Source organism: Limnobaculum zhutongyuii (assembly GCF_004295645.1).
Taxonomy (GTDB): domain Bacteria; phylum Pseudomonadota; class Gammaproteobacteria; order Enterobacterales; family Enterobacteriaceae; genus Limnobaculum; species Limnobaculum zhutongyuii.
Genome location: NZ_CP034752.1, coordinates 1,641,292 through 1,654,918, shown reverse-complemented (window position 1 = coordinate 1,654,918; position 13,627 = coordinate 1,641,292). Strand labels below are relative to the sequence as shown.

Sequence of the window (13,627 nt, the reverse complement as noted above, 5' to 3'; positions counted from 1 at the left end):
ATTAATGCGTTTTAATTTCTTCTTTAACAATTATTTCAGTTGAATTAGCTAGCATATACATTATTTTTTTGTGATGAACTTCAAATAAATTCTTTATGGTCAATAAAACATTAAAAACTTTGATTAATCGGCCTTAACCAACGTTGTTTATTTACTTGAAATAATTCAAAACCAATATGAAAGGCTTTTTCTAATTGTTGAACAGACATGACTTCAGCAGTCACACCGGCAGCCATCAATCGCCCCTGATACAGTAACCAAGCTTCATCAGCATGATGTAATGTGTGATTCAGGTTATGAGCGCTCACGATGGCGCTGGCACCTTGTAAGCAGAACTGGGTAAGCAAATTATCCAATGCCGCCTGCTGTGCCACATCAAGGCTGTTCATGGGTTCATCAAGCAACAGAAGTCGGGCTTCAGGATTTAATGCGGGCCAAACCTGTAGAAACACGGCGGCCAGTCGCACCCTTTGCCATTCGCCACCGGAAAGTTGGCTTAATGGTCGGCTCAATTTATCTGCTAATTCCAACTGTTCTGCCAAAAACATCACTACGGCTTCCACTTCTGCCGATGTTGCTATTTTAGGCTGATGCAGAGCGATATATTGAAAAACCTGCATCATCGCCCTGTTGTCTTGATGCTGGCTGAGATAAGCCCGCATGCCGGCCAATTTTATGGCTGAATAATGATGAATGTTGTGTTGCTGCAAAGCTACTGTCCCCTGATAAGGTAACAGACCGGCAATACAGGCTAACAAAGAACTCTTGCCGGCACCGTTTGGCCCTATCACATGTATCAACTTCCCTGCGTCAGCAGAAACGGTTATATCCGACAGACGGGAAGAGAGTGAGATATTAGTAAGTTTTAGCATGCCGTAATAACATCCAGATAAAAAGCGGTGCACCAATAGTCGAGGTAATCACGCCAATAGGTAATTCGGCGGATGACATGGCAACCCGGGAGGTTAAATCTGCCATTAACAAAAGCGTTGAACCAGTCAAAGCACAACCGGTAAGCAAATAGCGATGATCGGTAATATCTGTCAGCCTCAAAATATGGGGAATAATTAAGCCAATAAATCCAATAATTCCTGCCAGCGCCACACTGGTGCCGACTACCCAGGCAATAATCATGACAAAAATATTATGCCAGACGACTAATGGAACCCCTAACTGACGCGCCTGATCTTCACCCAAAGAGAGCAAATTAAGTTTATTACCCTGATAAATTAACCACACCAATGCAGGAACTAATGCCAGTATCAACCATTTTTGCTGCCAGCCAATGCCGCCAAAACTACCCATCAGCCAGTAGAGTAACTGACGTAAATCCATACTGGAGCTGAAATAGACGGCCCAGGTCATAATGGCGCTGCAGGCAATTCCTAACGCGAAACCAATCAGCAGCAGTCTGGCGCCGGGGAGCAGTTTGCGTCGCGATAATCCTAATAAAATCAGCGTCAGGATTAATGCCCCCAAAATGGCATTCATACTTAGCAACCAAACGGGTAATAAACCGCCACCCAGTAAAATGGTCAATACCAAAGCAACACCGGCACCGTTAGCAACACCCAATAATCCGGGCTCTGACAGTGGATTATCAAACAACGATTGCATCACGGCTCCTGACATAGCCAACCCTGCCCCTACGGCAATTACGGCTAATGTTCGGGGAAGACGCAGTTGCCAGACGAACAGCTGCGCCTGTTCGCTAAACCATAATTGTGGAGGCAGCCAGATATCTCCGGCCGACAGGCTGATAACTACTGTGATAGCTAAAAGCAACGCAAACAGACAGAGTTTTATTCTGTCTCTACGCTGTTGCCGTTGTTGAAGCTGAGTAAAACGCAGTCCCATGTCGTTACGGGGTTCTCGAATAGTGAGTATTAAGTGATGATACAAAAGAAAAAGGCCGCCTGCGCGGCCTTTTTAGGTCTGATGTCTTATTCTTTCGGCGTAGCGTTCTCAACCCGGCTCTTTAACTTCTGACCCGGACGGAAAGTGACTACCCGGCGTGCAGTGATAGGAATATCTTCGCCAGTTTTTGGGTTACGCCCCGGGCGTTGACTCTTATCCCGCAGGTCAAAATTACCGAATCCGGAAAGTTTGACTTGTTCACCGTTTTCCAAAGCCTTACGAACTTCCTCAAAAAACAGTTCAACGAGATCTTTTGCATCACGTTTACTCAGGTTAAGCTTTTCGCACAAGTGTTCAGACATTTCAGCTTTAGTAAGCGCCATAGGTTCAATCTCTCAAGGATGCTTGGAATCGCTGTTTCAATGCCTCTACGCATTCTGCAACGGTAGCGGCAATTTCCTCTTCTTCTAGCGTACGCGTGGTATCTTGCAATGTCAGACTGATAGCCAGGCTCTTATACCCCTCAGCGACACCCTTACCTCGATATACGTCAAATAAGTTTACGCCAACCATCTGATTTACGCCAACTTTTTTACATATTTCTAATACATTGGCAGCAGGTATGCTTTCAGCCACAACAATTGCGATATCACGACGGTTTGCCGGGAAGCGGGAAACCTCTCTGGCAAGCGGTACCCGGCGTTCTGAGACTTTGTCCCACAACAGTTCGAATACCACCGTACGACCGTTGAGATCGAGCTTCCGCTCAAGCTCAGGATGCACTACACCAATGTATCCAATGCGTTCGCCATTTAAATAAATAGCCGCACTTTGGCCGGGGTGTAATGCAGGGTTTGCCTCGACTTTAAATTCAATCTCCGACAATTTACCCGTCAATTCTAACACCGACTCAAGATCGCCTTTTAAATCATAGAAGTCAACTGCTTCACGCGCAAGGTTCCAGTGCTCTTCATAGCGATTTCCTGCAATAACCCCTGCCAGCATAACCTCCTGCCGGACACCAAATTCTGCTGTGGCATCAGGAACAAAGCGTAATCCGCTCTCAAACAGGCGTACACGACCCTGTTGGCGGTTCTGGTTATACACCACAGAAGTCAGCAATCCACTCCATAATGAAAGGCGCATAGCCGACATTTCAATCGAAATTGGGTTAGGTAAAATTAACGCTTCCTGTTGAGGATGCAGCAAATTTTGCACTTTAGGATCAACGAAACTATAGGTAATCGCTTCCTGATACCCTTTGTCTACCAGTAGCGCTTTCACTCGACGTAATGATAAGTTTGCTTCACGATGTGAAGTCATCTCAAGATTAGCGCGTAAAGGGACATTTGGAATACTGTTATAGCCATAAACGCGAGCAATCTCTTCAATCAGATCTTCTTCGATTTCCATATCGAAACGCCAGCTTGGTGCAACCGCTTTCCAGTTATCACCTTCACGAGAAACTTCACAGCCTAAACGGCTCAGAATATCGCTAACTTGCTCATCAGAAATGACATGACCAATCAGTTTATCCAGCTTTTCACGACGCAGTAAAATGGTGGCGCGTATCGGAAGCGTGGTTTTATTGGTTGCATCAATGACCGGACCCGGTTGTCCACCACAGATATCCAGCAGCAAGCGCGTTGCTCTTTCTAATGCTGTTTGCTGTAGGGCTGGATCAACCCCTCTTTCATAACGGTGAGAAGCGTCGGTATGTAAACCAAAGCGACGCGCACGACCAGCAATCGCCAGCGGATTAAAGTAAGCGCTTTCCAGGAAGACATCGGTAGTCTCTTCGTTTACACCAGAATGCTCACCGCCAAAAATTCCCCCCATCGCCAACGGCTTTTGACGATCGGCAATCACAACAATATCCTGACTCAGTTTTACTTTATTACCATCCAGCAAAACCAACTCTTCATTCTCTTTTGCCATACGCACGACAATACCGCCGTCAATGCGCGCCAAATCGAACGCATGCATTGGATGACCCAGTTCAAGCAGAACATAGTTAGTCACATCCACGACTGGATCGATAGAACGAATACCGCAACGACGCAGTTTTTCTTTCATCCATAATGGCGTAGCGGCTTTGACGTTAATGCCTTTTACTACCCGACCTAAATAACGAGGGCAAGCTTCACTGGCATCAACCTGAATGGAGATAACATCCTGAATAGCTGGAGCCACAGGAGACATATCAGGTTGGTTTAACGGTAGCTTATTAATCACGGCTACATCCCGGGCAACACCAATGATACCTAAGCAATCAGCGCGGTTTGGCGTTACACTGATTTCGATAGTGGCATCATTTAACTTAAGGAATTCCCGTACGTCCTGACCGATTGGTGCATCTTCTGGCAGTTCGATAATCCCGCTGTGATCGTCACTGATACCCAGCTCAGAGAAAGAACACAACATGCCTTCAGATGGCTCGCCACGCAGTTTAACGGCTTTAATTTTAAAATCACCCGGCAGTACAGCACCAACGGTAGCGCAGGCTACGGTTAATCCCTTACGGCAGTTTGGCGCACCACAAACAATATCCAGCAGGCGATCGCCACCCACATCAACTTTGGTTACACGCAGCTTGTCCGCGTTAGGATGCTGACCGCACTCTACGACACGACCAACAACCACACCGGTAAATTCACCGGCTACCGGTTCCACACCGTCGACTTCCAGACCGGCCATGGTAATTTGTTCAGACAATTGGTCACGATTAATCGCAGGGTTAACCCATTCACGTAACCAGGATTCACTGAATTTCATGTTTTGGCTCCTGCTATTATTTAAATTGTTTTAAGAAACGAAGATCGTTTTCGAAGAAGGCACGCAAATCGGTGACACCGTAACGAAGCATGGTTAAACGCTCCATACCCATACCGAAGGCGAATCCCGAGTAAACTTCAGGATCAATACCCACGCCGCGCAATACGTTTGGATGCACCATACCGCAGCCTAATACTTCCAGCCATTTACCATTTTTACCCATCACATCCACTTCTGCAGAAGGTTCAGTAAACGGGAAATAAGATGGACGGAAACGCACCTGTAAATCTTCTTCGAAGAAATTCTGCAGGAAGTCGTGGATGGTTCCTTTCAGATTGGTAAAGCTAATGTCTTTATCAACAATCAGCCCTTCCATTTGATGGAACATCGGGGTATGCGTCTGATCGTAATCGTTACGATATACGCGACCCGGAGCAATAATACGAATTGGTGGCTGTTGATGATTCATGGTACGAATCTGTACGCCAGAGGTTTGGGTACGCAGCAGACGCTTGGCATCAAACCAGAAAGTATCGTGATCAGCTCGTGCCGGATGATGACCCGGGATATTCAGGGCATCAAAGTTGTGATAGTCATCTTCAATTTCAGGGCCGGTAGCTACCGCAAAACCTAACTCACCAAAGAAATCAGCAATACGGTCAATGGTACGGGTTACCGGATGTAATCCACCATTTTCCATACGACGACCAGGCAAAGACACGTCAATGGTCTCTTCTGCCAGACGGGCATTCAGCGCGGCTGATTCCAGTGTGTGTTTGCGAGCGTTCAGCGCATCCTGAACTTCTTGCTTGGCCTGATTGATGACCTGCCCGGCGGCAGGGCGATCTTCCGCAGGAACATCGCGCAGCGATGTCATTTGCAGCGTCAGGTGACCTTTCTTGCCTAAATATTCCACGCGAACTAAATCTAACGCGGCAACATCATGGGCTTCTTCTATAGCCGCCTTTGCATTGGCAACCAGTTCAGCGAGATGTGGCATTATTTTCCTCTTCTTCCGGCTCTGGAGTTCCGATATCTGGTAATGAAACCCGGTTTATAAAATAGCGATACTGTTAATTTTCAATATTACTTCAGGCAACAAAAAAGCCTCCATCAGGAGGCTTTTGGCGCTAGTTTCCGTTTCTTCTCTTACGCGCAAGCCTCCCGGTGTCAGGAGCTAAAGTAAAAGAAGAAACGGAAAATAGCAGAATTCATACTTGCGTTACCTTGTTATTATTCTGGTTAGTGTTAAAAATCAAGCTGATAAAATGTACTGAGACTGACAATACTACGATTACTGTTTAATTTCACGTATTTGAGCAAAAAAAGTAAAAGAGGGAGTTTTCACCCCCTCTTTCATCTGACTTACGCCAGAACTGATTTTGCTTTTTCAACTAAAGCAGCAAATGCCACTTTGTCGAATACTGCGATATCAGCCAGAATCTTACGGTCGATTTCAACAGAAGCCTTTTTCAGGCCATTGATGAAACGGCTGTAAGATAAACCGTTTTGACGGGCAGCAGCGTTAATACGTGCAATCCACAGCTGACGGAACTGACGCTTACGTTGACGACGGTCACGGTAAGCATATTGTCCTGCTTTGATTACTGCCTGGAAGGCAACACGATATACGCGCGAACGGGCACCGTAGTAACCTTTCGCTTGCTTCATTATTTTCTTGTGACGTGCACGTGCGATTACACCACGTTTTACGCGAGCCATATGCTCTCTCCTATCGACTTATTATCTGAATTAAAAGTTATGCGTATGGCAGACATGCCACGACCAGACCCAGATCCCCTTTGGAGACCAGACCTTTCGGACGCAGGTGACGTTTACGCTTAGTAGCTTTTTTAGTCAGAATATGACGTAGGTTGGCATGCTTACGCTTAAAACCACCAGAGGCGGTTTTTTTAAAGCGCTTAGCTGCGCCACGCACAGTTTTGATCTTTGGCATTTTAAATATATCCACTTCGCATTGTTAATAAAACGAACCAGTTGGGCGAATAAAATCCGGATGGCATTAACCACCCGGATATTATTACTTGTATGCCTTACTGTTTCTTCTTAGGGGCGAGCACCATCACCATCTGGCGTCCTTCAATCCTACTTGGGTAGGATTCAACAACAGCCAGTTCGACGAGATCGTCACGGACGCGGTTAAGCACTTCCATACCGATCTGCTGGTGAGCCATCTCACGACCGCGGAAACGCAGTGTGATTTTAGCTTTATCACCCTCTTCCAGAAAGCGAATCAGGCTGCGGAGTTTTACCTGATAGTCGCCATCATCTGTACCAGGTCGGAATTTGATTTCCTTGATCTGGACAACTTTTTGTTTTTTCTTCTGCTCTTTCGTAGCCTTACTCTTTTCATAGAGGAATTTGCCGTAGTCCATGACCCGGCAAACTGGCGGCTCAGCATTTGGGCTGATCTCTACCAGATCAACACCAGCTTCTTCTGCTTTTTGCAGTGCTTCATTCAGACTAACAATCCCCAATTGCTCGCCATCGATGCCTGTTAGTCGCACTTCACGGGCGCGAATCTCGTTGTTTATGCGATTAGGACGCGCTGTTTGAACTCTTTTTCCGCCTTTAATACCTTATTCCTCCAGTTGATTAAGACTACGACTGCGAATTTCTTGTTGCAGTTTTTCAATCACGTAACTTACGTCAAGACTGCCTAAGTCTTTACCACGGCGGGTACGCACGGCAATTTTGCCTGCTTCTACCTCTTTATCGCCGCAGACTAACATATATGGCACACGTCGTAGAGTATGTTCCCGGATTTTAAAGCCTATTTTCTCATTTCTCAAGTCCGCTTTAGCACGAATGCCAGCAGCCTGAAGTTTTTTCGTTAATTCTTCGACATATTCGGCCTGACTGTCGGTAATATTCATTACCACCACTTGTTGTGGGGCCAACCATGTCGGGAAGAAACCTGCACATTCTTCAGTCAGAATACCGATAAAGCGTTCTAATGAACCTAAAATGGCACGGTGAATCATCACCGGCACGTGACGCTCGTTATCTTCACCAACAAAAGAAGCGCTTAAACGCTCTGGTAATGAAAAGTCGAGCTGCACAGTACCACACTGCCATGCACGATCCAAACTATCATGCAAAGTAAATTCAATTTTAGGACCGTAAAACGCCCCTTCGCCCGGCTGATAATCAAATTCCAAACCGTTCGCGGTCAATGCTTCAGCCAGATCGTGCTCGGCTCTGTCCCACATAACATCAGTACCAATGCGCTTTGCAGGACGAGTTGACAGTTTTACACTAATATTTTCAAAACCAAAAGTGCTATACAGATCGTAAACCATTTTAATACAGCTGGTTACTTCTGCTCTCACCTGTTCTTCAGTACAGAAAATATGCGCATCATCCTGAGTGAAACCACGAACTCGCATTAAACCATGCAGAGAACCAGAAGGTTCATTACGATGACAGCTACCAAACTCAGCCATTCTCAACGGCAGGTCACGATATGATTTTAGACCCTGATTGAAAATCTGCACGTGACCCGGGCAGTTCATTGGCTTAATACAGTATTCACGGTTCTCTGAGGAAGTGGTGAACATGGCTTCTTTATAGTTTTCCCAGTGCCCGGTTTTTTCCCACAGCACGCGGTCCATCATAAATGGCCCTTTCACTTCCTGATAATCGTATTCTCTGAGCTTCATACGCACAAAGGCTTCCAGCTCGCGGAAAATTGTCCAGCCATCGTTGTGCCAGAACACCATACCCGGCGCTTCTTCCTGCATATGATACAGGTCAAGCTGCTTACCAATGCGACGATGGTCGCGTTTGGCCGCTTCTTCCAGACGCAATAAATAAGCTGCTAATTGCTTTTTATCCGCCCATGCGGTGCCATAAATACGCTGCAGCATTTTATTGTTGCTGTCTCCACGCCAGTAGGCCCCGGAAACTTTTTGCAGTTTAAAGTTATGGCAGAAACGCATGTTCGGCACGTGCGGACCACGACACATGTCGATATATTCTTCATGATGATACAGCGCCGGGTGAGCATCACGGCTGATGTTTTCATCAAGAATGCGTAATTTATAAATTTCACCACGGGCTTCAAAAGTATCCCGTGCTTCTTGCCAGCTAACCTTTTTCTTGATGACGTCGTAATCTTTCTTGACCAGCTCCATCATGCGCTGCTCAAGCAGATCAATATCTTCCTGATTTAACGTCCTGTCGATATCAACGTCGTAGTAAAAACCATTATCAATGGTTGGACCAATTGCCATTTTGGTATCAGGCCAAAGCTGTTTGATTGCATGACCTAACAGGTGTGCACATGAGTGGCGGATAATCTCCAAACCATCATCATCTTTGGCAGTAATGATTTCCAGATTTGCGTCGTTTTCAATCAGATCGCAAGCGTCAATACGCTCACCGTTAATGCGGCCGGCGATACAGGCTTTAGCCAGACCGGGACCGATATCACGAGCAATATCCATAACTGATACAGCATGGTCATACTGACGTTGGCTTCCATCAGGAAGAGTAATAACTGGCATTATAATTCCTTAGTTACAGTGGTGACCCACACGCAAGATCACATGCAAACAATATTTTTATATGTAAATCAATGGATTGATGCCTTTCCCGACTCACAGTTATCGAACGGCCGCTCAATTGTGTACACACATTGACTTGTCGGTTTACGTTTTATAAAAACGAAGGGCGAATTTTACCACTGAGTACCGTAGCTGGATAGTACAAAATAAAAAAAGCCCACATAGCACAAGAGATAATTCGCTGAGTCAATTAGGCTAGCTAACGAACTCGCCGTGGTGGAAGATAAACGGTAAATTCATTCAGCGGCTCAATTAAAACGTTATAGGGGGATTGTTGCTCAGATTCAGTCACTAATCCTAATCGACTTAATAGATCAAAACGTGCGCTTATCAGTCGCCCCGGCGTGACATTAAGCTGTTTATGCCAGACCTGGTAACTGCCAAGTTTTCCATCACGACGATAAAAAAATCCGCTAAGTGGATGCGTCAGATAAACCATTCCGGTTTCCAGATCGGGGAATCCGGGGAGCGTAATCGTATCATCGAGGTTCTGAGTTAGCTCCACACTGGCAGGTGCCCATTCAGCCTGAGTTTCCATTCGGTATTTGGTATAACAAGCTCGCTGTTCATCATATTCACAATCAAAGGTGACTTTTCCGCTATACCAGGGCAAATTCCATAATAATCGGGGAACAAACAGAGTCCATGAGTCCAGCGTAGTACCTAAAAACCAGACGCACTTTTCTCCTGTTACCGTATCAATCACATAAATACGGTAGTTGGTCTGGCCCATAGTAAATTTTGGAAAAGGATAAACCGCAGAGGTAAAATCAACATCAACAAAAGGAACCACTGACAACAGCCCTTTTTCCTGACCATCAATCACAATGGTATCCAGTTTGAAACGTTCTGAAATCAAACCGTCAAACCGCTGAGGATCTATCGCATAGGTGATAATGGAAAAGTGCTTCAGACGACAAAAAACATCAATACCTGTCGGCTTAGGTTGAGGATGAAGGAAATCTTCAAAAAATAATGGTGTCTGCACTATCACTCCCTGATTATCAGTGCCGGTAGCTTTTATTGCCTGTCAAAAAGCCATTTTGACAGGCAATCGTCAATAATTACAACTCATCACCAAACAGCTGCGTTACCGCCTGCTGTGCAACATGAATATGTTCTCCGCCAAATAGATTAGCCCGGTTCAATAGATAATAAAGTTGATACAACGGTTGGCGATCGATAAAGCTAGCGGGTAACGGCCAAACACTCTGATAGCCATCGTATATTTGCGGTGGTAAATCGGGATACAACGGTAACATGGCTAAATCGCACTCACGATCGCCCCAGTAGCATGCCGGGTCGAAGATTATCGGCCCTACGGCACTTACACCGCAGTTTGCTGGCCATAAATCACCGTGGAGTAAAGAAGGCTGTGGATGATGGCTTTTCAGCCGCTGGCTGACAATATCAATGATGGTATCAATATCGCCATAGTGCAGCCCTTTTTCATCCGCCAGTTGAAGCTGCCACCCTATACGCTGTTCGGCAAAGAACACATTCCAGTAACGCTGCCAGCGGTTAGGTTGTGGCGTGGTTGCCAAATCACTGTCAAAATCCAGCCCAAACTGTGGTTGATCGCTCCACTGGTGTAATCGAGCCAGTTGCTGACCTAAACAATAGGCATGGTGGGCATCCAGTGGTTTTAACGGCAGATACTCCAGCAGCAAAAAGCTAAAGTCTCGATCGTAACCAACGCCATAAACCTCAGGCACCCGAACTGTGCCACTCTTAGCTAAAGCCGTAAGTTGATCGAATTCCGCATTGAAGATAGGAAGAATATCCCGCGTGTCATACTTGATGAAAACCTCTTTTTTGCCGTTGCTTACCCGGCGAGCATGATGAATATCACCCCCTGACAGCTCCTCCTTTTCAGTAATTGTATAAGTCTCACCCAAATACTCACTTAATAAACGACTGACGGATTGCCACATGACATCACCCCAAGGTTATGATCAAGATAGACTCAGGTTAACCTTTTGATTCCAGCGAAACTTCGATCCAATGCACAGCTTTGGTCTAAAAAGATCGCTACATGTTGATTTTGATATCGCAGGCCGCGGGAGACCAAAAGATTAACCTACAGACGCGGTATAATTACCGGTCTGTAGCATTAAGCGTAGAAGGCAATGAGGGAATATTAAAGCCGATTGATCAGATACAGGATGATATAGATAAAAATACCCCATAAAACCGGAGAAACATATAACAACCCAAATTGGGCAAAGATTGAGGTATTCGGTATGGAGATCAGTTTCTCCAGATCCTTGAATGAACGAGCTTCATCGCCATTCATCGCTTCCAGTATAGCCCTTTCTCTCACCCCTTCGCGCACGTTATACACGCGCTTAGCCAAACGAGCACCGGAAGCCTGTAGTGCCAGACCGATAAACATTAGCAGGAAGATAATAATAAACCATACGCTACCGCTGGCAGACCAATTGCTAATATCAGGTATTGGGGAATTGACCCAAAAATACTCCAGGAATGAAGTGTACTGACGAACAATTTTAATAATGACCTGCACAAAATCCATAATCATTGCAGTCATTTCTTGCATGTTGGTCTTAGGTTCAACCAGATACTTCAGTACAGAGATAACCGTTGAAATTAATGCCGGAATAAAAATAACGATTCCCGCAATACGTTTAATCAACGCGACTGTACTGGCCTGTTGGTGAGTCATTCTGCCTCCATGTTGAAACACCGATTCTTTATCAAATCAATCACAAAAAAATTATGTTCCAGTTTAATGGAACATAATATGATGGTTTCCGGAAAGAGTCATATCACATTGACCAACAACGATATTTACCACCCTACCAGAATGTATAAAGCTCGATACATGATATGTATCGAGCTTTTAATATATTAGTGTGTTACCGCAATTAAACTGTAAGTAACGATAACAAATAAAGCAAAAACTACTGTGCTCAGCGACCATCTCAATTCAGCAGACATATCTTTTTCCTTTATGTAAACGTGATTAGACACGGGAATCATTGTAAAGCGCTTAACAAAAATGTATACCCCAAAGCGATTTTTCCATGATATCTCTTGGACTTTTGTATCAAATGCGCCAAAATTCACCGCCTGTTATCACTGAAAGGCATATAAGCCACAAACAGTGATGGTTCAAGGAATTCTACACCGTTTTGCTTTTAATGTGTAATGCGTTGGTTATAAACAAAAGCAAACGTTAACATATCAGCTTACACTGTATTTGATACCAGTATAAGCTCAGGAGTGCTCTGTTTTATGGCAACTATAAAAGATGTGGCAAAACACGCTGGTGTTTCAACTACCACCGTCTCCCACGTTATTAATAAAACGCGTTTTGTCGCCGAAGATACCAAAGCTGCCGTATGGGCGGCCATTAAAGAGCTTAGTTATTCACCCAGCGCCGTTGCCCGTAGTCTGAAGGTAAATAACACTAAAACCATTGGCCTGTTGGCAACCGCCAGCGGCTCCCCCTATTTTGCCGAAGTGATTCAGGCAGTTGAAGAGGCCTGCTATAAAAAAGGCTATACGCTGATTCTGTGCAATACACAAAATGATTTAGAAAAGCAGCAGGCCTATCTGGCTATGTTGGCACAGAAGCGTGTTGATGGCCTGTTAGTGATGTGTTCCGAATATCATCCTCCGTTACTTTCGCTATTAGAGAATAACCACGCTATCCCGATGATGGTGATGGACTGGAATAAACACAGCGGCTTTACCGATAATATTGAAGATAACGGCTTTCATGGCGGTTATCTGGCTGCTCGTTATCTGATAGAGCGCGGACACCGGGAAATCGCGACAATCACCGGTCAACAGAATGAATTTACCGGCCGTGAGCGCCACAAAGGTTTCCTTCATGCCCTGAAAGAGGCCAATATCGATATTCTTCCCGAGTGGATTATCGAAGCGGACTTTCAACCACAGGAAGGCTACGATGGCGTCATGAAGCTGATGAAGCTGAAAAAGCGCCCGACCGCCCTGTTCTGCGGTGGTGATGTTATCGCTATGGGCGCTCTGTGCGCTGCCGGAGATATGGGTTTTCGCGTACCGGAAGATATTTCAGTTATTGGTTATGACAACATTCGTCATACTCGTTTCTATAATCCACCATTAACCACTATTCAACAGCCAAAAGAGAGCCTGGCGGTAATGGCGCTGGACATGTTATTAGATCGAATCATCAATAAGCGGGAAACGTCTCACTCTATTGAATTACATCCTGAACTGGTTGAGCGAAAATCTGTCGCGGATGGCCCTTATTTGAAAAAATAATTATCGCTAACTCTTTGCTCCAAAATCAACTTCCCTCACGGGTTTGGTTTTGGAGCGCCTTCCTCTTCTTTCCTTGATATATCACACTCCAGCCATGGAACATAGTCGTTAGTTTGATTCAGTCTGAATAT

15 protein-coding genes and 1 other annotated feature are annotated in these 13,627 nt (G+C 45.3%); of the genes, 1 reads left to right on the top strand and 14 read right to left on the bottom strand.

Features of this window, described 5'->3' with window-relative positions:
* Nucleotides 1-110: 110 nt before the first annotated feature.
* The 14 genes from btuD to cydH all read right to left on the bottom strand — a co-directional run bounded on the left by btuD (nucleotide 111) and on the right by cydH (nucleotide 12,182).
* Complete coding sequence (gene btuD, locus EKN56_RS07240; RefSeq protein ID WP_130591159.1) at nucleotides 111-872, bottom strand: vitamin B12 ABC transporter ATP-binding protein BtuD; 762 nt, start codon at nucleotides 870-872, stop codon at nucleotides 111-113.
* Nucleotides 856-1,857 (bottom strand): vitamin B12 ABC transporter permease BtuC, encoded by a 1,002-nt coding sequence (gene btuC / locus EKN56_RS07235; RefSeq protein ID WP_130591158.1) that lies wholly within the window; start codon nucleotides 1,855-1,857, stop codon nucleotides 856-858. The genes btuD and btuC overlap by 17 nt, the downstream gene beginning before the upstream one ends.
* Nucleotides 1,858-1,943: 86 nt before the next feature.
* A complete protein-coding gene (ihfA, locus tag EKN56_RS07230; protein WP_029095030.1) occupies nucleotides 1,944-2,240 on the bottom strand; it encodes an integration host factor subunit alpha in 297 nt (98 codons plus the stop codon).
* Nucleotides 2,241-2,244: 4 nt separating this feature from the next.
* Complete coding sequence (gene pheT, locus EKN56_RS07225) at nucleotides 2,245-4,632, bottom strand: phenylalanine--tRNA ligase subunit beta (RefSeq protein WP_130591157.1); 2,388 nt, start codon at nucleotides 4,630-4,632, stop codon at nucleotides 2,245-2,247.
* A gap of 16 nt (nucleotides 4,633-4,648) precedes the next feature.
* Nucleotides 4,649-5,632, bottom strand: a complete 984-nt coding sequence (pheS, locus tag EKN56_RS07220) for a phenylalanine--tRNA ligase subunit alpha (RefSeq protein ID WP_130591156.1) — start codon at nucleotides 5,630-5,632, stop codon at nucleotides 4,649-4,651.
* A gap of 97 nt (nucleotides 5,633-5,729) precedes the next feature.
* Nucleotides 5,730-5,852 (bottom strand) — a sequence feature (Phe leader region).
* Nucleotides 5,803-5,847, bottom strand: a complete 45-nt coding sequence (pheM, locus tag EKN56_RS20910) for a pheST operon leader peptide PheM (protein WP_157953066.1) — start codon at nucleotides 5,845-5,847, stop codon at nucleotides 5,803-5,805. Its footprint overlaps the feature before it by 45 nt.
* A 145-nt stretch (nucleotides 5,853-5,997) precedes the next feature.
* The gene (rplT, locus tag EKN56_RS07210; protein ID WP_027273088.1) at nucleotides 5,998-6,354 is read right to left on the bottom strand and encodes a 50S ribosomal protein L20; all 357 of its coding nucleotides are present in this window, start codon (nucleotides 6,352-6,354) and stop codon (nucleotides 5,998-6,000) included.
* 37 nt (nucleotides 6,355-6,391) lie between these two features.
* Nucleotides 6,392-6,589, bottom strand: a complete 198-nt coding sequence (gene rpmI / locus EKN56_RS07205) for a 50S ribosomal protein L35 (protein ID WP_029095034.1) — start codon at nucleotides 6,587-6,589, stop codon at nucleotides 6,392-6,394.
* A gap of 97 nt (nucleotides 6,590-6,686) precedes the next feature.
* Nucleotides 6,687-7,229: a translation initiation factor IF-3 gene (gene infC, locus EKN56_RS07200; RefSeq protein WP_130591155.1), complete on the bottom strand. Its 543-nt coding sequence runs from the start codon at nucleotides 7,227-7,229 to the stop codon at nucleotides 6,687-6,689.
* Nucleotides 7,230-7,232: 3 nt separating this feature from the next.
* Nucleotides 7,233-9,161, bottom strand: coding sequence for a threonine--tRNA ligase (gene thrS / locus EKN56_RS07195; RefSeq protein ID WP_130591154.1), 1,929 nt, complete (start codon nucleotides 9,159-9,161; stop codon nucleotides 7,233-7,235).
* A 259-nt stretch (nucleotides 9,162-9,420) separates the two neighbouring features.
* Nucleotides 9,421-10,209 carry a DUF2071 domain-containing protein gene (locus tag EKN56_RS07185; RefSeq protein WP_130591152.1) on the bottom strand — a complete coding sequence of 263 codons (789 nt, stop codon included), beginning with the start codon at nucleotides 10,207-10,209 and terminating at the stop codon, nucleotides 9,421-9,423.
* Nucleotides 10,210-10,285: 76 nt separating this feature from the next.
* A complete protein-coding gene (locus tag EKN56_RS07180; protein ID WP_130591151.1) occupies nucleotides 10,286-11,155 on the bottom strand; it encodes a fructosamine kinase family protein in 870 nt (289 codons plus the stop codon).
* Between the two features lie 206 nt (nucleotides 11,156-11,361).
* Nucleotides 11,362-11,907: a YniB family protein gene (locus EKN56_RS07175; RefSeq protein ID WP_130591150.1), complete on the bottom strand. Its 546-nt coding sequence runs from the start codon at nucleotides 11,905-11,907 to the stop codon at nucleotides 11,362-11,364.
* Nucleotides 11,908-12,092: 185 nt separating this feature from the next.
* Nucleotides 12,093-12,182, bottom strand: a complete 90-nt coding sequence (gene cydH / locus EKN56_RS21610) for a cytochrome bd-I oxidase subunit CydH (RefSeq protein WP_168189621.1) — start codon at nucleotides 12,180-12,182, stop codon at nucleotides 12,093-12,095.
* 297 nt (nucleotides 12,183-12,479) lie between these two features.
* On the opposite strand from cydH, the gene purR reads away from it, so the two are divergent.
* Nucleotides 12,480-13,496, top strand: a complete 1,017-nt coding sequence (purR, locus tag EKN56_RS07165; protein ID WP_130591148.1) for an HTH-type transcriptional repressor PurR — start codon at nucleotides 12,480-12,482, stop codon at nucleotides 13,494-13,496.
* Nucleotides 13,497-13,627 lie beyond the last annotated feature (131 nt).

Coding starts and splice junctions, on each gene's coding strand:
- cydH (WP_168189621.1), bottom strand. CDS start 12,182: ATGTCTGCTGAATTGAGATGGTCGCTGAGCACAGTAGTTTTTGCTTTA.
- pheS (WP_130591156.1), bottom strand. CDS start 5,632: ATGCCACATCTCGCTGAACTGGTTGCCAATGCAAAGGCGGCTATAGAA.
- purR (WP_130591148.1), top strand. CDS start 12,480: ATGGCAACTATAAAAGATGTGGCAAAACACGCTGGTGTTTCAACTACC.
- btuC (WP_130591158.1), bottom strand. CDS start 1,857: ATGGGACTGCGTTTTACTCAGCTTCAACAACGGCAACAGCGTAGAGAC.
- rplT (WP_027273088.1), bottom strand. CDS start 6,354: ATGGCTCGCGTAAAACGTGGTGTAATCGCACGTGCACGTCACAAGAAA.
- btuD (WP_130591159.1), bottom strand. CDS start 872: ATGCTAAAACTTACTAATATCTCACTCTCTTCCCGTCTGTCGGATATA.
- EKN56_RS07180 (WP_130591151.1), bottom strand. CDS start 11,155: ATGTGGCAATCCGTCAGTCGTTTATTAAGTGAGTATTTGGGTGAGACT.
- rpmI (WP_029095034.1), bottom strand. CDS start 6,589: ATGCCAAAGATCAAAACTGTGCGTGGCGCAGCTAAGCGCTTTAAAAAA.
- pheT (WP_130591157.1), bottom strand. CDS start 4,632: ATGAAATTCAGTGAATCCTGGTTACGTGAATGGGTTAACCCTGCGATT.
- ihfA (WP_029095030.1), bottom strand. CDS start 2,240: ATGGCGCTTACTAAAGCTGAAATGTCTGAACACTTGTGCGAAAAGCTT.
- EKN56_RS07175 (WP_130591150.1), bottom strand. CDS start 11,907: ATGACTCACCAACAGGCCAGTACAGTCGCGTTGATTAAACGTATTGCG.
- thrS (WP_130591154.1), bottom strand. CDS start 9,161: ATGCCAGTTATTACTCTTCCTGATGGAAGCCAACGTCAGTATGACCAT.